The organism is Pseudomonas sp. GNP012, from assembly GCF_054343835.1.
The window spans coordinates 1,576,464-1,593,424 of sequence record NZ_JBTGUU010000001.1; the positions used below are offsets into that span (position 1 = coordinate 1,576,464).

The 16,961-nt window shown below is 60.9% G+C and carries 22 protein-coding genes; 17 read left to right on the top strand and 5 right to left on the bottom strand.

All coding sequences use genetic code 11. The features are described 5' to 3' along the window. Nucleotides 1–60: 60 nt before the first annotated feature. The 3 genes from ACXX83_RS07095 to ACXX83_RS07105 all read left to right on the top strand — a co-directional run bounded on the left by ACXX83_RS07095 (nt 61) and on the right by ACXX83_RS07105 (nt 1,282). The gene (locus tag ACXX83_RS07095) at nt 61–759 is read left to right on the top strand and encodes an AzlC family ABC transporter permease (protein ID WP_041474903.1); all 699 of its coding nucleotides are present in this window, start codon (nt 61–63) and stop codon (nt 757–759) included. After that, complete coding sequence (locus tag ACXX83_RS07100) at nt 759–1,070, top strand: AzlD domain-containing protein (RefSeq protein WP_015095729.1); 312 nt, start codon at nt 759–761, stop codon at nt 1,068–1,070. The genes ACXX83_RS07095 and ACXX83_RS07100 overlap by 1 nt, the downstream gene beginning before the upstream one ends. Nucleotides 1,071–1,135: 65 nt before the next feature. Continuing rightward, nucleotides 1,136–1,282, top strand: coding sequence for a hypothetical protein (locus tag ACXX83_RS07105; protein WP_177325102.1), 147 nt, complete (start codon nt 1,136–1,138; stop codon nt 1,280–1,282). 181 nt (nt 1,283–1,463) lie between these two features. Here ACXX83_RS07105 and ACXX83_RS07110 read toward each other — a convergent pair whose 3' ends face one another. Further along, nucleotides 1,464–2,144 carry an SOS response-associated peptidase family protein gene (locus tag ACXX83_RS07110; protein ID WP_458547954.1) on the bottom strand — a complete coding sequence of 227 codons (681 nt, stop codon included), beginning with the start codon at nt 2,142–2,144 and terminating at the stop codon, nt 1,464–1,466. A gap of 172 nt (nt 2,145–2,316) precedes the next feature. On the opposite strand from ACXX83_RS07110, the gene ACXX83_RS07115 reads away from it, so the two are divergent. Beyond that, on the top strand, nt 2,317–3,216 hold the full coding sequence (locus ACXX83_RS07115; protein ID WP_458547955.1) for a polysaccharide deacetylase family protein: 900 nt from the start codon (nt 2,317–2,319) through the stop codon (nt 3,214–3,216). 119 nt (nt 3,217–3,335) lie between these two features. Next, on the top strand, nt 3,336–3,575 hold the full coding sequence (locus ACXX83_RS07120) for a DUF1652 domain-containing protein (protein WP_217837871.1): 240 nt from the start codon (nt 3,336–3,338) through the stop codon (nt 3,573–3,575). A gap of 170 nt (nt 3,576–3,745) precedes the next feature. On the opposite strand, the gene ACXX83_RS07125 is transcribed toward ACXX83_RS07120, so the two are convergent. Further along, nucleotides 3,746–4,633: a LysR family transcriptional regulator gene (locus tag ACXX83_RS07125; protein WP_429388726.1), complete on the bottom strand. Its 888-nt coding sequence runs from the start codon at nt 4,631–4,633 to the stop codon at nt 3,746–3,748. A 124-nt stretch (nt 4,634–4,757) separates the two neighbouring features. Between ACXX83_RS07125 and ACXX83_RS07130 the strand changes: the two genes are divergently transcribed. From ACXX83_RS07130 to ACXX83_RS07175, 10 genes are all read left to right on the top strand, one after another. Further along, complete coding sequence (locus tag ACXX83_RS07130) at nt 4,758–5,897, top strand: muconate cycloisomerase family protein (RefSeq protein ID WP_167399512.1); 1,140 nt, start codon at nt 4,758–4,760, stop codon at nt 5,895–5,897. 10 nt (nt 5,898–5,907) lie between these two features. Next, on the top strand, nt 5,908–6,198 hold the full coding sequence (catC, locus tag ACXX83_RS07135) for a muconolactone Delta-isomerase (protein WP_007978984.1): 291 nt from the start codon (nt 5,908–5,910) through the stop codon (nt 6,196–6,198). Nucleotides 6,199–6,251: 53 nt separating this feature from the next. After that, nucleotides 6,252–7,181 (top strand): catechol 1,2-dioxygenase, encoded by a 930-nt coding sequence (catA, locus tag ACXX83_RS07140; RefSeq protein WP_126050696.1) that lies wholly within the window; start codon nt 6,252–6,254, stop codon nt 7,179–7,181. 170 nt (nt 7,182–7,351) lie between these two features. After that, complete coding sequence (locus ACXX83_RS07145; protein WP_302470003.1) at nt 7,352–8,311, top strand: AraC family transcriptional regulator; 960 nt, start codon at nt 7,352–7,354, stop codon at nt 8,309–8,311. 277 nt (nt 8,312–8,588) lie between these two features. Beyond that, complete coding sequence (benA, locus tag ACXX83_RS07150) at nt 8,589–9,953, top strand: benzoate 1,2-dioxygenase large subunit (protein ID WP_458547956.1); 1,365 nt, start codon at nt 8,589–8,591, stop codon at nt 9,951–9,953. Further along, nucleotides 9,950–10,438: a benzoate 1,2-dioxygenase small subunit gene (benB, locus tag ACXX83_RS07155; protein ID WP_217837875.1), complete on the top strand. Its 489-nt coding sequence runs from the start codon at nt 9,950–9,952 to the stop codon at nt 10,436–10,438. The genes benA and benB overlap by 4 nt, the downstream gene beginning before the upstream one ends. Before the next feature lie 10 nt (nt 10,439–10,448). Next, nucleotides 10,449–11,462: a benzoate 1,2-dioxygenase electron transfer component BenC gene (gene benC, locus ACXX83_RS07160; RefSeq protein ID WP_458547957.1), complete on the top strand. Its 1,014-nt coding sequence runs from the start codon at nt 10,449–10,451 to the stop codon at nt 11,460–11,462. A 156-nt stretch (nt 11,463–11,618) separates the two neighbouring features. Next, entirely contained in the window at nt 11,619–12,392 is a 774-nt protein-coding gene (locus ACXX83_RS07165) for a 1,6-dihydroxycyclohexa-2,4-diene-1-carboxylate dehydrogenase (protein WP_458547958.1), read from the top strand. 42 nt (nt 12,393–12,434) lie between these two features. Next, nucleotides 12,435–13,136, top strand: coding sequence for an alpha/beta hydrolase (locus ACXX83_RS07170; RefSeq protein WP_458547959.1), 702 nt, complete (start codon nt 12,435–12,437; stop codon nt 13,134–13,136). A 123-nt stretch (nt 13,137–13,259) separates the two neighbouring features. Then, on the top strand, nt 13,260–13,448 hold the full coding sequence (locus tag ACXX83_RS07175; protein ID WP_095967694.1) for an SPOR domain-containing protein: 189 nt from the start codon (nt 13,260–13,262) through the stop codon (nt 13,446–13,448). Between the two features lie 114 nt (nt 13,449–13,562). Here the strand turns inward: ACXX83_RS07175 and osmE are convergent, their stop codons facing one another. After that, nucleotides 13,563–13,913 carry an osmotically-inducible lipoprotein OsmE gene (gene osmE, locus ACXX83_RS07180; RefSeq protein WP_458547960.1) on the bottom strand — a complete coding sequence of 117 codons (351 nt, stop codon included), beginning with the start codon at nt 13,911–13,913 and terminating at the stop codon, nt 13,563–13,565. Nucleotides 13,914–13,926: 13 nt separating this feature from the next. Then, nucleotides 13,927–14,166: a hypothetical protein gene (locus ACXX83_RS07185; protein WP_095967696.1), complete on the bottom strand. Its 240-nt coding sequence runs from the start codon at nt 14,164–14,166 to the stop codon at nt 13,927–13,929. A gap of 268 nt (nt 14,167–14,434) precedes the next feature. Between ACXX83_RS07185 and ACXX83_RS07190 the strand changes: the two genes are divergently transcribed. After that, nucleotides 14,435–14,770 carry a hypothetical protein gene (locus ACXX83_RS07190; RefSeq protein WP_217837880.1) on the top strand — a complete coding sequence of 112 codons (336 nt, stop codon included), beginning with the start codon at nt 14,435–14,437 and terminating at the stop codon, nt 14,768–14,770. Nucleotides 14,771–14,852: 82 nt separating this feature from the next. On the opposite strand, the gene ACXX83_RS07195 is transcribed toward ACXX83_RS07190, so the two are convergent. After that, nucleotides 14,853–15,422, bottom strand: coding sequence for an RrF2 family transcriptional regulator (locus ACXX83_RS07195; protein WP_217837881.1), 570 nt, complete (start codon nt 15,420–15,422; stop codon nt 14,853–14,855). A gap of 309 nt (nt 15,423–15,731) precedes the next feature. Here ACXX83_RS07195 and ACXX83_RS07200 point away from each other — a divergent pair, with 309 nt between their 5' ends. Then, nucleotides 15,732–16,934, top strand: a complete 1,203-nt coding sequence (locus ACXX83_RS07200; RefSeq protein WP_458547961.1) for an NAD(P)/FAD-dependent oxidoreductase — start codon at nt 15,732–15,734, stop codon at nt 16,932–16,934. Nucleotides 16,935–16,961 lie beyond the last annotated feature (27 nt).

Genomic DNA, 16,961 nt, shown 5'->3' on the forward strand with positions numbered 1-16,961 from the left:
TCAAGCCATTGGCCGCCACAGCTGGCAAAGTCTCAGGTCTTTCCCTGTCTGTAGAACGTCATGCCCAACTCACTCATGCCGCGCAGCGCCTTTCTGCGCGGGGCTGCGGCGATCATGCCGCTGTCCCTGGCCACCGCGCCCTGGGGCTTGCTGGCCGGTTCCATGGCCATCGAAGCCAACCTCACGCCCCTGCAAGGGCAGGGCCTGTCGAGCATTGTGTTTGCCGGTGCGGCGCAACTGGTGGCCATCGGCATGCTCAAGGGCGGTGCCGGGATCTTTTCGATCTTGCTCACCACCTTGCTGCTGACCTCCCAGCATTTGCTTTACGGGATGAGCATGCGCTCGGTGATTTCACCATTGCCGGGGCGCTGGCGTGCGGGCCTGGGGTTTTTGCTCACTGACGAGCTGTTCGCCCTGACCAGTCAGCACGACAAGCAGCAATTCAACCGCTGGTACGCCCTGGGCGTGGGCCTGACGTTCTACATCGCCTGGAACCTCTTCACCCTGGCGGGCATTGTGCTCGGCAGCAGCATTCCGGGCCTTGAACACCTGGGCCTGGATTTCTCCATCGCGGCCACCTTCATTGCCCTGATCACCCCGGTGGTACGCAACGTGCCGACCGTGGTGTGCGTGGCGGTGTCGCTGTTTTGCTCGGTGCTGTTCAGCTACTGGCAATGGGGTTCAGCGCTGGTGCTGTCGGGGCTGGCGGGGATGACCGCCGGGTTTGTCTGCAATAAATTCTACGGTGGACGCACATGATGGTCTGGGCTGTGATTGTCGGAATGGGCGTGTTGGTGTTCCTCAACCGCTACGTTTTTCTCGAACCGCGCCTGCCGGTGCGCCTGAGCAGCAATGCCCGGCAATTCCTCGGGTTTGCCGTACCGGGCATGTTGACGGCTATCTGTGGGCCGATTGTGTTCATGCCGGAAAAACAGCTGAATTTGCACTGGGACAACCCCTATCTGATCAGCTCGTTGGTGGCGGTGGGACTGGTGCTTTACACGCGCAATACATTGCTCAGCATGCTGCTGAGCATGGGCTTTTTCTTTTTGCTGCGCTGGTGGCTCTGAGCGGAGCAGGGGAACTGATCTAAGCTTTAAGTGGAAGACCGATCCCTTCGGGAAGTGAGGTGAACATGGCCAATGAACCCAAGCGTCCGGACCCGGAAGAAGACGTGGACGAACCCACGGAAGAAGAGATTGAGCAGCAGAAGCGGTCGATGCCGGACTGGAAGCATCCTGACGACGGTAAGGAGCTGTCGGATCTTGACCGCAAGTTCTGATCACCCCAAACGACAAAGCCCCGCCATTGTAGGAGCGAGCTCGCGATGGTCGTTAACGATAACGCGTGTTTACTGGCTGAACGCGGCGCTCTTGAGTCCATCGCGAGCAAGCTCGCTCCTACAATTTCCTTAACTGAGCAGCATTACGCCATTGAGTGGGGCTCTGTCGTTATTGATAAGTTCATGGTACTTGTTCAATTAACGCAGCGCCCTGGTTCCTGACATTGCCAACGGCCTTGTCCACCTTGTACCACTCAAATGCATCACTGATCTCGCCCTGGGATAACGCCATTTCCTCGGCTCTTTCCTTGGGCGTGGCCGGGTCCAGCCATTCCCGCGCCAGCTCGGGCGAGAACAGCACCGGCCGCCGGTCATGCACATCAAGCAGGCCGCCTGCGCTGTCCGCCGTGAGGATCACGAAACCGTCGTGCTCCCTGTGCGGGGCTCCGCCGATGGGGTACTGGCCGATGGCAGCGCAGAAAGCCGGCGCCCGGTCCCGTCGCCGGATCAACCAGGGTTGTTTGTTGCCGTCACCGGCGTCCACCCATTCAAACCAGTTATCGATCGGGCAGATTGCGCGATGCGGCCAGATTGTCCGGAAGTACGGGCCGTGGGCGACTTTCTCGACCCGGGCATTGATCGGCTCCGCGCGATCCGTTGCCCAGTGCGGCCGCCAACCCCAGCGCACGGCGTCGGCGTGCAGCCGCTCGTTCTCGAGGTGCAGCAGGGCGAGTTGCGTGGTGGGCGCGGCGTTATAGTGCGCCAGGGGTTCGTTGCCGACGTGATTGACCAGCGCGTCGGGGATGCTCAGCACCGCCACGAAGTCGTGAATCCCGCGGTATTGCGACAGTCGTCCGCACATGGCCTGACACTCTGGTTGAGCGTTTTTTCAGTTTAGTAGCTGGCGACGAAACAGGCTTGGCAAGCGCCGGAACCAAACCCTGTGTACCTTATCCAACCTCGGCCCGGCGTCCCGGGCGAAGGATTCCTGCCAACTTGTATTTCAATCGTGATGGTCTGGCCCAAGGCAAAAGATGAAACAGTGGTTCAAGTGTTTAACGGTGTGCGCCCTGGCAGTTGGCTTGCTGGGTTGCATCGCCGCACCCATTGCAATGACGCCGCAGACCGAAAAGCGTTTGCAGGCGCAACCGCCCATCCGTTTTCTGCTGACGTTCGATGACGGCCCCAGTGCATCGAGCTGGTGGAACCCGACCGTCACGGTGCTTGAGAGCCTGGCGCAAAACCCGCTGCAGCCGGGGATCAAAGCCGTGTTCTTCGTGCAAACCCGCGCGCCGCGCGCCGGTGGCAGCGAATTGGGCCGGGACATCATGCGGCGCGAACACGCCGAAGGTCACATTCTGGGCTTCCACACGGCAACGCCCTGGCACACCAATCATCGCTCGCTGGAGCCGCAAGAACTGGAGCAGGCCCTGACCGATGGCAGCGCCGACATCGCGGCGATCACCGGCGCCCCTCCAACCCTGCTGCGCCCGCCATTCTGGAACTACGACAAGCGCACTTTCGCCGCTTATCAGCAGCATGGCCTGCACGTGCTGCTCACGGACTTGAGCGCCAATGACGGTAAGATCTGGGGCTTCAACGCCAGCCCCCGGCGCCGGTCGCACATGCTGCGCTCGATGTCTGAAGTGCGCGAACGCATGGCTCGTGGCGAATTGCCGGTGGTCGACGGGGTGATACCGATCGTGGTGACGTTTCACGACCTCAACCGCTATACCGCCCGGCATACCCGTGAATACCTGCAGATTCTGCTCGACAGCGCCCGGGAGACCGGCGTGAAAACCGCGGACAAGCCGTTTTACGACGAACAGGCTGCGCTACAGCGGGCGGCCATGGCGCGAACCGTGCGCGATGGCTCGCAGCCCGTCGAGTTGCCGGGGTTCTGGAACTGGATCTGGGGTGGTAATTCCCACTGAGTTGCCGGAAATGCGAGGGGTATAACAAAATTGACGGCAATTTACTGGCGCAAAATCGGCAAAGTGTAACTATGCTGAAACGGATCCAATCGAACTGACTATCGCCCGAGGGACCGGCCATGCTTCCGATTTCAGTGCTTTGCAACATCGTAGAGTCCGGTTTTGAGCCACTGTCGTGCGAGTGCACCGAGAATCTCGGGCTGCTGAGCATCGAAGTCTACGACCCCGTCACCCGGCGGGTGGAGCTGCTGATCAGCGGTGTCTCGACAGCCGAACTGACCAGCGTGCGCGCCATCTCTGATTTTATCGGCGAGTTGCGTACCGAGATGAAGGCAGGGCGCCGGGCTTTTGCCGGCTGATCGAGTGTAACCACCGTCCTGTGGCGAGGGGGCTTGCCCCCGTTGGGCTGCGTAGCGGCCCTAAAAGCCGTTACCCGGTTTCTCGGAGATGAACGTAAGGACCATCTTTTTTTGAGGGGCGCTTCGCACCCCAACGGGGGCAAGCCCCCTCGCCACAAATGATCGTCGTCTTACGCTGCCGGCGGCAACAGCTCATCGATCATCCGCAAACAATGGTTCAACCCCGGCGAAACATCGCCCACCCGTCGGCTGAGAATGATCGGCGAGGTCGCGTTGTCTTCCAGCAAGGGTGTGAAACCGATGTCGTCGCGGTGCAGCAACTGCACCGAGGCCGGCACCAGCGTGACCCCGATTCCTGCCCCCACCAGACCGATCGCCGTTTGCAGTTCGTTGGTCCACTGCGCGACGTGGATGCTCACGCCATAGGACTCAAACAGCGCGATCACATGGTCGGCGTAACTCGGCCGTGGATTGCCGGGGTACAGCACAAAGGGTTCCCTGGCCAGTTCCCGCAGGCTGATGGGGCCGGCGAGCAACGGATGGCCGGCGGGCAGGGCGGCAACCAGGCGGTCTTCGGTGAGCACGGTCTGGACGATGGCCGGGTCGTCGATGCGGATCCGCCCAAAACCGATGTCGATACGCCCGGCCTTCAATGCCTGCACCTGTTGCAGGGTGGTCATTTCCGACAGGCCCAATTCCAGCTCCAGCGGTTCGCCACTGCGTAACCGGCGGATCAGCTCCGGCAGCACGCCATACAGTGTCGATGGCGCAAAGCCGATACCCAGCCAGGTCTTTTCACCCAGGCCAATACGCCGTGTGTTGTCGCAGACCTTGTTCAGTTGTTCGAGCAGGGCGGTGGAGTGCTCATGGAAAAACCGCCCGGCGTCGGTCAACTTCAGCGGGCGGCCGCGCTCCAGCAACATCACCCCCAGTTCGTCCTCCAGTTGCTGGATCTGCCGGCTCAATGGTGGTTGGGCGATGTGCAGGCGCTCGGCGGCGCGGGTGAAGTTGAGGGTTTGAGCCAATACCTGGAAGTAACGCAGGTGCCGCAGTTCCATGGGGCCTCCGGATTTTCAATTGAATACCTTTAAGGTATCAAGCCAGACCAATTCTATATTGGCCGCCCGGAAAAAGCCGTATGAGAATCCGACTCAGAACTTCAAGAACCTGACGGGTATCGAAATGCTTGCAACCGCCATTGAGTCGATCGAGACGATCATCGTCGATCTGCCGACTATCCGCCCGCACAAACTGGCCATGCACACCATGCAGAACCAGACCCTGGTGATCGTTCGCGTGCGTTGCGCCGACGGCATCGAAGGCATCGGCGAATCCACCACCATCGGTGGCCTGGCCTACGGCAATGAAAGCCCGGACAGCATCAAGACCAACATCGATACGCACTTCGCCCCCTTGTTGATCGGCCAGGACAGCGGCAACGTCAACGCTGCCATGCTGCGCCTGGAGCGCAGCATCCGTGGCAACACCTTCGCCAAATCCGGTATCGAAACCGCGCTGCTCGACGCCCAGGGCAAGCGCCTCGGCCTGCCGGTCAGTGAATTGCTCGGCGGCCGTGTTCGCGACGCACTGCCGGTGGCCTGGACCCTGGCCAGCGGTGACACGGAAAAAGACATCGCCGAAGCGGAAAAAATGCTCGACCTGCGCCGCCACCGCATCTTCAAGCTGAAGATCGGTGCCGGCGAGGTCAACCGCGACCTGGCCCACGTCATTGCCATCAAGAAGGCCCTGGGTGACCGCGCCAGCGTGCGGGTCGACGTCAACCAGGCGTGGGACGAAGCCGTCGCGATACGTGCCTGCCGAATCCTCGGCAGCAACGGCATCGACCTGATCGAACAGCCGATCTCGCGCAACAACCGCGCCGGCATGGCCCGCCTGAACGCCATGAGCCCGGCGCCGATCATGGCCGACGAATCCATCGAATGCGTGGAAGATGCGTTCAACCTGGCCCGCGAAGGCGCCGCCTCGGTGTTCGCCCTGAAGATCGCCAAGAACGGCGGCCCGCGCGCCGTGTTGCGGACTGCCTGCATCGCCGAAGCGGCCGGTATCGCCCTGTACGGCGGCACCATGCTCGAAGGCGGCCTGGGCACGATGGCGTCGGCCCATGCCTTCGTCACCCTGAACAAACTGGCGTGGGACACCGAACTGTTCGGCCCGTTGCTGCTGACCGAAGACATTCTCAGCGAACCGCTGGTGTATCGCGATTTTGAACTGCACGTGCCGAAAACACCGGGCCTTGGCCTGAGCCTGGATGAGGAGCGCCTGGCGTTCTTCCGTCGCGACAAGACCACTCATCAAGCCTGAGGAGAGCATTATGCTGTTTCACGTAAAAATGACCGTGAACCTGCCGGTCGACATGAATCCGGAGGCGGCAGCCAGACTCAAGGCTGACGAAAAAGCCCTGGCCCAGCGCCTGCAAGAGCAGGGCAAGTGGCGTCACCTGTGGCGCATCGCCGGGCACTACGCCAACTACAGCGTGTTCGATGTCGACAGCGTTCAGGAACTGCATGACCTGCTGATGCAATTGCCATTGTTTCCCTACATGGCCATCGAAATCGACGCGATGTGCCGACATCCGTCTTCCATCCGTGACGATGACCGCTGAGTCCTGCCTGCTCAGCGCTACGCTAATAATTACAAGATGAGGAACCCTGAAAAATGAACGTCAAAATTTCCCACACTGCCGAAGTCCAGAAATTTCTCGAAGAAGCCAGCGGCCTGCTCAACGACGCCGGCAATCCACGGACCAAGGCGCTGGTCTACCGCATCCTGCGTGATTCGGTGAATATCATCGAAGACCTGGCCGTGACCCCGGAAGAGTTCTGGAAAGCCGTCAATTACCTCAACGTGCTGGGCGCGCGCCAGGAAGCCGGGTTGTTGGTGGCCGGTATTGGCCTGGAGCATTACCTCGACCTGTTGATGGACGCCGAAGACGAGCAGGCCGGCAAGACCGGCGGCACCCCGCGCACCATCGAAGGCCCGCTGTACGTGGCCGGTGCGCCGTTGTCCGAAGGCGAGGCGCGCCTGGATGACGGCGTCGATCCAGGCGTGACCCTGTTCATGCAAGGTCGCGTGTTCAATACCGCCGGCGAACCCTTGGCCGGGGCTGTAGTGGACGTCTGGCACGCCAACACCGGCGGCACCTACTCGTACTTCGATGCCTCGCAGTCGGAATTCAACCTGCGTCGCCGTATCGTGACCGACGCTGAAGGCCGCTACCGTTTCCGCAGCATCGTGCCGTCGGGCTATGGCTGCCCGCCGGACGGTCCGACCCAGCAACTGCTCGATCAACTGGGCCGTCATGGCCAGCGCCCGGCGCATGTGCACTTCTTCATTTCCGCGCCGGATCATCGCCACCTGACCACCCAAATCAACCTCGACGGCGATCAATACCTGCACGACGATTTCGCCTACGCCACCCGCGACGAACTGATCGCCAAGATCACCTTCAGCGACGATCAGCAGCGCGCGGCGGCCCATGGCGTGAGCGGTCGCTTTGCCGAAATCGACTTCGACTTCACCTTGCAGTCGTCTGCCCAGCCTGAAGAACAGCAGCGCCACGAACGGGTCCGCGCACTGGAGGACTGATCACCCCCGACCCCTGTAGGAGCGAGCTTGCTCGCGATGGTCGTCAACGATGACGCTGGGTGCCTGATGTCCCGCGGCGTCCTCAAGTCCATCGCGAGCAAGCTCGCTCCTACAGGGGTTCGGCTCTAGAATGGACCGACGCAACTCATAACAACAACGAGAGTGACCTGATGATGCAAGCGCAACTGTTGAGTCAGCGCAGCCGGGTATTCGACCATGCCGACCCTTACGCCGTGTCGGGCTACGTCAATCAGCACGTCGGTAACCACTGCATTCTCATGCCCCGTGCCGGCAGCCCGCTGGCCAGCCTTGATCATCGCAAATTCGCCAGCCTCGACCTGTGCCGCATCAGCTACGGTGCCAGTGTGCGCGTGACGTCCGGTGCGCTGGACAGCATTTATCACCTGCAAGTGCTGCTGCGCGGCAACTGCCTGTGGCGTGGACACGGCCAGGAGCATTACTTCGCCCCCGGCGAATTGCTGCTGATCAACCCCGACGATCCGGTGGACCTGACGTACTCCGCCGATTGCGAGAAATTCATCCTCAAGGTCCCGACCCGTTTGTTTGAAACGGTCTGCGATGAGCAGCGCTGGCGCTATCCGGAGCAGGGCGTGCGGTTTCTGGAAAACCGTTATCAGCTCAATGAACTGGAAGGTTTCGTCAACCTGTTGGCGATGATCTGCCAGGAGGCCGAATCCACCGAGCAGATCCCCAGGGTGCAGGAGCATTACACGCAGATCATCGTCAGCAAGATGCTCAGCCTGATGAAGACCAACGTCAGTCGCCTAGATCCGGGCTCGCAGGCGGCCACGTTCGAAGCGATTGCCGATTACATCGCCAATAACCTCAAGCAGGACATCGACAGCGAAGAACTGGCGCGCCAGGCCCACATGAGCTTGCGTTCGTTGTACGGGTTGTTCGAACGCAATGCCGGTGACACGCCGAAGAACTACATCCGCCGCAAGCGCCTTGAGTCCATCAACGCCTGCCTCAGCGACCCCACATGCAACGTGCGCAACATCACCGAAGTGGCCATGGACTACGGCTTCCTGCACCTGGGACGGTTCTCCGACAGCTACCGCAAGCAGTTCGGCGAATTGCCGTCCGATACCCTCAAGCGTCGGTATTGAGTTCACCCGATAATTTGTGGCGAGGGAGCTTGCTCCCGCTCGGCTGCGAAGCAGTCGCAAATTCGGTGGTCGCGGTGTTTCTGGTTCACCGAAGTTGTAGGTTTTGGGGCCGCTGCGCGACCCAGCGGGAGCAAGCTCCCTCGCCACAGGTTTAGCCTTTCCCATCCAATACCCCATTGCACAAAACGGATAAAGGTCTGCACCCCGCGGATAGTCCGCCCCATCGCCCCGTCCTAGCATGACCCCTGCCTGAACAATAACAATGGAGGCGGTGGCCATGACCCTGCGACCCGAATATTTGCATTCCCTGCTTGAAGACGATCCCGAGCAGGGCCTCTATCGCTGCAAGCGCGAGATGTTCACCGACCCGCGTCTGTTCGATCTGGAGATGGAACACATCTTCGAAGGCAACTGGCTGTACCTGGCCCACGAAAGCCAGATCCCCAATATCAACGATTTCTACACCACGACCATGGGGCGCCAGTCGATCTTCATCGCGCGCAACAAGGACGGTGTTCTCAACGCCTTCATCAACGCCTGCAGCCACCGTGGCGCGACCCTGTGCCGGCACAAGTCCGGCAACAAGAGTTCCTACACCTGTCCGTTCCACGGCTGGACCTTCAACAACTCCGGCAAGCTGCTCAAGGTCAAGGACCCGGCCAACGCCGGTTATCCCGCGAGCTTCAACTGCGAAGGCTCCCACGACCTGACCCGCGTCGCGCGGTTCGAGTCCTATCGCGGCTTCCTGTTCGGCAGCCTCAAGGCCGATGTTGTGCCACTGGTCGAGCACCTGGGCGAGTCGGCGAAGATCATCGACATGATCGTCGACCAGTCCGCCGATGGCCTGGAAGTGCTGCGGGGCTCTTCCAGCTACATCTACGAAGGCAACTGGAAACTCACTGCCGAAAACGGCGCCGACGGCTACCACGTCAGCTCCGTGCACTGGAACTACGCGGCCACCCAGAACCAGCGCAAGCAGCGTGAAGCCGGTGACACCAACCCGACCATGAGCGCCGGCAGCTGGGCCAAGCAGGGCGGTGGTTTCTATTCCTTCGACAAGGGCCACATGCTGCTCTGGACCCGCTGGGCCAACCCCGAGGACCGTCCGCTGTACGAGTGCCGCGATGAGCTGGCGCAGGATTTCGGCAAGGCTCGCGCCGACTGGATGATCGAGAACTCGCGCAACCTGTGCCTGTACCCCAACGTGTACCTGATGGACCAGTTCAGCTCGCAGATCCGCATCGCCCGGCCGATCTCGGTCAACCGTACGGAGATCACCATCTACTGCATCGCCCCCAAAGGCGAGAGCGACCACGCCCGGTCCAGCCGGATTCGTCAGTACGAGGACTTCTTCAACGTCAGCGGCATGGCCACGCCGGACGATCTGGAGGAATTCCGTTCCTGCCAGACCAGCTACCAGGGCAGCGTCACCACCTGGAACGACATGTCCCGTGGTGCCGAGCACTGGATCGAAGGCGCTGACGAAGCCGCCAAAGAGATCGACCTGCACCCGCTGCTCAGTGGTGTGCGCACCGAAGACGAAGGTCTGTTCGTGCTGCAACACAAATACTGGCAGCAGACCATGCTCAAGGCCCTGGCCTTTGAGCAGTCGAAACTGATCGCCGTGGAGGACGTGCAATGACCATCACCTACGACAGCGTGCGCGACTTTCTCTACCGCGAAGCGCGTTACCTGGACGACCGCCAGTGGGACCAGTGGCTGGAACTTTACGCCCCGGACGCGACGTTCTGGATGCCGTCCTGGGACGACAACGACGAGTTGACCGAAGACCCACAGCGGGAAATCTCGCTGATCTGGTACGGCAACCGCACCGGCCTGGAAGACCGCGTCTTCCGCATCAAGACCGAGCGCTCCAGCGCCAGCGTGCCGGACACCCGCACCTCCCACAACATCAGCAACATCGAGCTGCTCGAACAGGCCGACGGTTTGTGCAAGGTGCGCTTCAACTGGCACACCCTGAGCTTTCGCTACAAGACCGTCGACAGCTATTTCGGCAGCAGTTTCTACACCCTCGACATGCGCGGTGAAAACCCGTTGATCAAGGCCAAGAAAGTGATCCTGAAGAACGACTACGTTCGTCAGGTCATCGATGTTTACCACTTGTGAGGCTGGCGTCATGACCCATTCCATTGCGTTCAATTTCGAAGACGGCGTCACCCGTTTCATCGACGCCAACGTGGGCGAGACCGTGGCCGATGCCGCTTACCGCCAGGGCATCAACATCCCGCTGGACTGCCGCGACGGCGCCTGTGGCACTTGCAAGTGTTTTGCCGAAGCCGGTCAGTACGATTTGGGCGAGGAGTACATCGAAGACGCCCTCAGCCCTGAAGAGGCCGCGCAGGGTTTTGTCCTGACCTGCCAGATGCGCGCCCAGAGCGATTGCGTGGTGCGGGTGCCGACGTCCTCCGAGGTCTGCCGCACCCGTCAGGCCAGCTACGACGCGACCATCAGCGCCGTGCGCCAGCTGTCCGACAGCACCATTGCACTGTCGATCAAGGGCGAAGCCCTGAGCAAACTGGCGTTCCTGCCTGGGCAGTATGTGAACCTGGGAATCCCCGGCAGCGAACAGACCCGCGCCTACTCGTTCAGCTCGCTGCAGCGCGATGGCGAAGTCAGCTTCCTGATCCGCAACGTGCCCGGTGGCTTGATGAGCAGTTTCCTCACCGGCATGGCCAAGGCCGGCGATTGCATGAGCCTGGCAGGTCCCCTGGGCAGTTTCTACTTGCGTGACATCCGTCGGCCGCTGTTGCTGCTGGCCGGTGGCACCGGGCTGGCGCCGTTCACCGCGATGCTGGAGAAGATCGCCGAGCAGGGCAGCGATCATCCGCTGCATCTAATCTACGGCGTGACCCACGATTTCGACCTGGTGGAAATCGACCGCCTCGAAGCGTTTGCCGCGCGCATCCCCAACTTCACCTTCAGCGCCTGCGTCGCCAGCCCCGAGAGCCAGCATCCGCTCAAGGGCTACGTGACCCAGCACATCGAGCCAAAGCATTTGAACGAGGGTGATGTCGACGTCTACCTGTGCGGCCCGCCGCCGATGGTCGAGGCCGTCAGCCAGTTCATTGGCGAGCAAGGCATCGCGCTTGCGAACTTCTACTACGAAAAGTTTGCTGCCAGCGCGGCGTGAGCCGCAGGTGATTTCCCTGGCTGGGTAAAGACCTCCTGTGGGAGCGAGCCTGCTCGCGAAAGCGGTCTGGCAGACACCCACGTGTCGACTGGAAGAACCTCTTCGCGAGCAGGCTCGCTCCCACAGTTGAACTGCAACCTTCTTCATGAGGTACACATGAACAGATTTCACGAAAAAGTCGCGCTGATCACCGGCGCTGCCCAAGGCATCGGGCAGCGGGTGGCCGAGCGCATGGCAGCCGAAGGGGCGAGGCTGATCCTGGTGGATCGTTCCGAGCTGGTGTTCGAAGTGCAGCAACAATTGGCCGCGACCACTCAGGTGTTGGCCCTGACCGCCGACCTTGAGCAATACGACGAATGCAGCCGGGTGATGCAAACCGCCGTCGAGCGCTTCGGGCGCCTCGATGTGCTGGTCAACAACGTCGGCGGCACCATCTGGGCCAAACCGTTCGAGCACTACGAGGCGTCGCAGATCGAGGCCGAGGTCCGTCGTTCGCTGTTCCCGACCTTGTGGTGTTGCCATGCTGCGCTGCCGTTCATGCTGGAGCAGGGCAGCGGGGCGATCGTCAACGTCTCTTCCATCGCCACCCGCAGCCTCAATCGCGTGCCCTACGGTGCGGCAAAGGGTGGGGTCAATGCCTTGACCGCCTGTCTGGCGTTCGAAACCGCCGGTCGTGGCGTGCGGGTCAACGCCACGGCGCCTGGCGGCACTGAAGCACCGCCGCGACGCATACCCCGCAATGGTGCCGAGCAAAGCGAGCAGGAAAAACTCTGGTACCAGCAGATCGTCGACCAGACCCTCGACAGCAGTTTGATGAAACGCTACGGCACCCTGGATGAGCAGGCGGGGGCTATTCTGTTTCTGGCCAGCGACGAAGCGTCCTATATCACCGGCATGGTCATGCCCGTGGGCGGCGGCGATCAGGGCTGACACGAGCGACGAGCAACCCCATCGGCAAACGGAGTCATGGTGATGAGTGACAAACCCACGATCGTGCTGGTCCATGGTTTCTGGGGCGGTGCCGCCCACTGGAACAAGGTCATCGTCAAATTGCTCAGCCGGGGCGACACGCACATTCGTGCCGTCGAGTTACCGCTGACGTCCCTGGCCGAGGATGCCGAGCGTACGCGCAAGATGGTCGCCCAGGTGTCCGGTCCGGTGCTGCTGGTGGGGCATTCCTATGGCGGCGCAGTCATCACTGAAGCGGGTGATTTGCCGAATGTGGTCGGGCTGGTGTACATCGCCGCGTTCGCCCCGGACGCTGGTGAAAGCCCCGGCGGTATCACGCAACGGCACCTGCCTGCGGCAGCGGCCAACCTGACGCCGGACAGCGACGGTTATCTGTGGGTCAAGCCCGAGCTCTACCACGAGAGCTTCTGTCAGGACTTGCCGGCGACCGAAGGGTTGGTCATGGGCCTCACCCAGAAAGCGCCGCTGGCGAGTACCTTCGGCGATACCATTGGCACGGTGGCCTGGAAGAACAAGCCATCCTGGTATCAGATCTCGACCGCCGACCGGATGATCGCGCCACAGAACCAGCAATGGATGGCCGCGCGGCTCAACGCCCGGGAGATTCTGACCTTGAACGCCAGTCATGCGTCATTGGCGTCGATGCCCGCCGAAGTGGCGGCCTTGATCGACAGGGCTGCGACGGCGTTGGCTAACGCCCCCTAGGGGCTACAACGCATCCAGGGATGGCAAGGGAATTTCCATGGCGACGTCTGGTCGGTATTTTGGAGAAGGGCGGGTGTAAGGTGAACAAGTCGACCTGATAGCACTGCCCAGGAGGAGGTGACCATGAACGTTTCGATGCTGAACAAGATGCATATGAACGGCTATGACGTACTCAGCGTGAACAACGGCCCCTGGCGGGTATGCACCCGGAGTGACCGGCTTGGCTCGTTCAACAGTCGAGAGGAGGCACTGGCGTTTGCCGCGTCACTGCCCGGCTACAGGGCGCGCGCCGGCCGCCATCAAACAAAATGACGTCAATCTCCTGTAGGAGCGAGCTTGCTCGCGATGGACGTCAACGATGACGCGCCCTGTTTGAATGAACGCGTTGTCCGGACGTTTATCGCGAGCAAGCTCGCTCCTACAGTGTTAATAGCCACCGCCTCCACTGGGCCGGGAGGGTTCCCGGGCCTTTTGCTGCGTGTGACTCCATTGCGCGCAGGTCATGAAGCCCTTGTGGTCGACCATGCCGCGGCCATCGAAACTGACGTTGTACGCCTGCTGATGGCCTTCGTGAGTCAGTTTGTAGTCAAAGCAGGTACCGGGTTCAACGGTACGATCGGTGACCGCCAGGGGCTGGCCGCCGATTTGCCGGACTTGCTCGTGGGTCATGCCGGTGTCGACTTTCGCCACCAGCGGCTGGTTCTGATAGATCGAGTGGGTGCTGCAGCCTGCCAACGCGGTCAGTGCGACGACCAGCGTCAATAGTGGCCTGTTCATGGCAGCGCCCCCGCTATTGAGCCTTGTTGCGGCTAATGACCTTGGCTTTCACTTCCTCGGCATAGCCGGACAGTTTTTCTTCATCACCCTGAAACAAGGCACACAGCCTTTGCACGGCTTGCGCGTCGACTTCGCTGCCGAGCTGGCGCAACTGCTGCTCTATGCGCAAAAGCTCCACCGCCGACCAGCGCAAATCTGACGCAAGCCCTTGCAGATCACGCCGAAGTTGCTGTTCCGATTCGTTAAGCCACATGATGACCTCCTGAACGCTGCATTCCGCAATTTTAGACCCGTTTACCGGAGCGGATGTTGTGTTCATCTGAATCAGCGAGGTTTCCTTTGGTCGGGAAAAGCGAACGGGAAAATGCGCTGTCTGCTCTGGTTCACGGCAGGACAATGTCAAATGACAGCCTGCAAGGAACTAATTGGGCGAAGTGATATCAATGACTCGCCGAATCGTCGGGATGGATGTACGGTCGACGGCAAGCTACATTTTCTCTTTTCGAATTTAAGGAAGCAGCATGCGGATGTTGATGGGGGGAGTCGCGCTGGCATTGCTGGGCGGATGTTCGTTGCCGGCGTCGCTGGTACCGGGCGAGCCGAATGTCAGCAAGCACAGCGAGAAGACGCCAAAAGAGTATGCGGCGTGCGTTTTGCCCGCCTGGCAGACGGAAGTATCGAATACGACCCAGATTTCGATTTCCAACGGCTACCGGATCACCGCACCGAGCGTGATAACGGCCGATGAAGTGCTGGATATCGTGAAACACAAGGACGGCAGCCGGGTTTCGTTGTATCAGGGGCCGCCTTGGGCCAAATCCGGCGACCTGCGCAAAATCGTGCGCGACTGCCTGTAAGTGCGAGAGGGTGAAAATCGGTCACCCACCGTTTTTCGCCTGAACCGAGAAAAACCGGATGCCTGGCGTGCATCCGGTTTTTTTATGGGGGGCAGTCTGAAAGGTTGGTCGCAGGAATGATCTGCTCATTGGCCTGGGCGCTGCTTTTCCTTTCCCGACGCTCGTTCATCCAGCTCTCCACCTTGACGCCGAATTCTGCCGGGGCCTTGCGCCCGAATTTCCTGGCGATGTCGAGGATGGTTTGCTGGGCGAGGGCCTCTTCCATGCGTTTTTGCGCAACCATCATCGCCCCATGGACCGCGCACGGACCGTCCAGTGCCCAGGCCGGCGGGGTGCCGTCAAACACTGCGCAACGGCCGCGGATCTCCCGACAATCGAAGATCGACTTGCGGCCGTCGATGGCGTTGACGATATCCAGCAGGGTTATTTCGTCGGCGGGCCGGGCCAGCTTGAAGCCTCCGCGCATGCCTTCGGTGGCGACCACCAGCTTGCTTTTGGCCAGCTTGGTGAAGATTTTCGCCAGATAGTCCAGGGGAACGCCTTGCAGTTCGGCAAGGTCGCGGACACTCGCTTCGCGCGAATCGCCGCCGTTGCCGACGAGAAAAAGCAGGCAGTGGATGCCGTACTCGACACCTGCGCTGTAAAGAGACATACAGATCTCCGACTTGATTAGTCGCCAATTCTAGCAGCCGAGCCTAAGCCAGGCAACGAATCGTCGTGTCCTGAATTTTCTTTTTCAGCTCGAAAAACCCTTGTCATGTACGTTCTTGAGGCTTTTCTGCGCAGGCATCGACGCGTTCGATGGCAGCCATCAAAAAAAACGGGTTGCAGGATTTAACTCGGATCAATAGAGTCGTAGTTGTTCGAGCGGCATAGGTCGACGACTCTCGAAAAACACCGACCTCATGCTTGCTCCCGATGAGCTTGACTCACAACCCTTGTTTATCCCCTGGAGTTAAAAATGAAACAGCACATTCTGGTGATCGGCGCAGGTTTCGGTGGTATGTGGACAGCTTTGAGCGCCACGCGCCTGTTCGACATTCACGGCCACAACGACGTTGAGGTAACCGTGCTGGCGCCCCAGGCCGAGCTGCGTGTGCGCCCGCGCTTCTACGAACCGAACGCCCACCAACTGGCTGCGCCGATCGGCGATCTGTTCGATGTTGTCGGGGTCAAGTTCATCAAGGGCGCGGCGCAGACCATCGATATCGAGCAAAAGCAGGTCGGCTATGTCGATGCCGCCGGTGCCCGACAGGTCTGCAGCTACGACAAACTCGTTCTGGCCACCGGCAGCGGCCTGGCTTCGCCAAACATTCCGGGCGTGGCCGAACATGCGTTCGACGTCGACCAGATCGAACAGGCCGTGCGCCTGGAAAACCACCTCAAGGCGCTGGCCAATCAACCCGAAAGCAACGCGCGCAACACGGTGGTGGTGGCCGGTGGCGGTTTCACCGGGATCGAAACGGCGACTGAAATGCCGACCCGCCTGCGGGCCATCCTCGGCGACCGAGCCGACATCAATGTGATCATCGTTGACCGTGGCGATAAAATCGGCGGCTCGATGGGCGAGGAAATCGCTGAATCGATCGTCGAGGCCAGTGTGGCGACCGGCGTGAAATGGCACCTGAAAGCCTCGGTTGTGTCGGTCGATGCCAACGGCGTCACTCTGTCCGACGGTGCGCGTATCGATGCCAGGACCGTGGTCTGGACCACCGGCGTTCGCGCCAGCTCCCTGACCGAACAGATCCCGGCCGAACGCGATCGCCTGGGCCGCCTGCATGTCGACGCCCACCTGAAAGTGATTGGCCAGGACGACATCTTCGCCACCGGCGACGTGGCCTACGCAGCCAGTGACGAGATCGGCAACTACGCCCTGATGACCTGTCAGCACGCGATTTCGCTGGGCCGTCACGCCGGCAACAACGTGGCGGCGCAGATCCTCGGTGTCGACCCGACGCCGTACAGCCAGCCCAAATACGTGACCTGCCTGGACCTCGGCGCCTGGGGCGCGGTCTACACCGAGGGTTGGGACCGTCAGGTCAAGTTGATCAAGCAAGAGGCCAAGGCACTGAAGACCCAGATCAACACCCAGTGGATCTACCCACCGGCGGCAGATCGAGTCACCGCACTGGCTTCGGCGGATCCGATGATTCCCGTGGCCTGATTGATTCGAACATCGCGCCTGAACAAA

Bases quoted from the DNA above. Each gene is read 5' to 3' on its own strand.
- ACXX83_RS07095 (WP_041474903.1), top strand. From the start codon at position 61: ATGCCCAACTCACTCATGCCGCGCAGCGCCTTTCTGCGCGGGGCTGCG.
- ACXX83_RS07100 (WP_015095729.1), top strand. From the start codon at position 759: ATGGTCTGGGCTGTGATTGTCGGAATGGGCGTGTTGGTGTTCCTCAAC.
- ACXX83_RS07105 (WP_177325102.1), top strand. From the start codon at position 1,136: ATGGCCAATGAACCCAAGCGTCCGGACCCGGAAGAAGACGTGGACGAA.
- ACXX83_RS07110 (WP_458547954.1), bottom strand. From the start codon at position 2,144: ATGTGCGGACGACTGTCGCAATACCGCGGGATTCACGACTTCGTGGCG.
- ACXX83_RS07115 (WP_458547955.1), top strand. From the start codon at position 2,317: ATGAAACAGTGGTTCAAGTGTTTAACGGTGTGCGCCCTGGCAGTTGGC.
- ACXX83_RS07120 (WP_217837871.1), top strand. From the start codon at position 3,336: ATGCTTCCGATTTCAGTGCTTTGCAACATCGTAGAGTCCGGTTTTGAG.
- ACXX83_RS07125 (WP_429388726.1), bottom strand. From the start codon at position 4,633: ATGGAACTGCGGCACCTGCGTTACTTCCAGGTATTGGCTCAAACCCTC.
- ACXX83_RS07130 (WP_167399512.1), top strand. From the start codon at position 4,758: ATGCTTGCAACCGCCATTGAGTCGATCGAGACGATCATCGTCGATCTG.
- catC (WP_007978984.1), top strand. From the start codon at position 5,908: ATGCTGTTTCACGTAAAAATGACCGTGAACCTGCCGGTCGACATGAAT.
- catA (WP_126050696.1), top strand. From the start codon at position 6,252: ATGAACGTCAAAATTTCCCACACTGCCGAAGTCCAGAAATTTCTCGAA.
- ACXX83_RS07145 (WP_302470003.1), top strand. From the start codon at position 7,352: ATGATGCAAGCGCAACTGTTGAGTCAGCGCAGCCGGGTATTCGACCAT.
- benA (WP_458547956.1), top strand. From the start codon at position 8,589: ATGACCCTGCGACCCGAATATTTGCATTCCCTGCTTGAAGACGATCCC.
- benB (WP_217837875.1), top strand. From the start codon at position 9,950: ATGACCATCACCTACGACAGCGTGCGCGACTTTCTCTACCGCGAAGCG.
- benC (WP_458547957.1), top strand. From the start codon at position 10,449: ATGACCCATTCCATTGCGTTCAATTTCGAAGACGGCGTCACCCGTTTC.
- ACXX83_RS07165 (WP_458547958.1), top strand. From the start codon at position 11,619: ATGAACAGATTTCACGAAAAAGTCGCGCTGATCACCGGCGCTGCCCAA.
- ACXX83_RS07170 (WP_458547959.1), top strand. From the start codon at position 12,435: ATGAGTGACAAACCCACGATCGTGCTGGTCCATGGTTTCTGGGGCGGT.
- ACXX83_RS07175 (WP_095967694.1), top strand. From the start codon at position 13,260: ATGAACGTTTCGATGCTGAACAAGATGCATATGAACGGCTATGACGTA.
- osmE (WP_458547960.1), bottom strand. From the start codon at position 13,913: ATGAACAGGCCACTATTGACGCTGGTCGTCGCACTGACCGCGTTGGCA.
- ACXX83_RS07185 (WP_095967696.1), bottom strand. From the start codon at position 14,166: ATGTGGCTTAACGAATCGGAACAGCAACTTCGGCGTGATCTGCAAGGG.
- ACXX83_RS07190 (WP_217837880.1), top strand. From the start codon at position 14,435: ATGCGGATGTTGATGGGGGGAGTCGCGCTGGCATTGCTGGGCGGATGT.
- ACXX83_RS07195 (WP_217837881.1), bottom strand. From the start codon at position 15,422: ATGTCTCTTTACAGCGCAGGTGTCGAGTACGGCATCCACTGCCTGCTT.
- ACXX83_RS07200 (WP_458547961.1), top strand. From the start codon at position 15,732: ATGAAACAGCACATTCTGGTGATCGGCGCAGGTTTCGGTGGTATGTGG.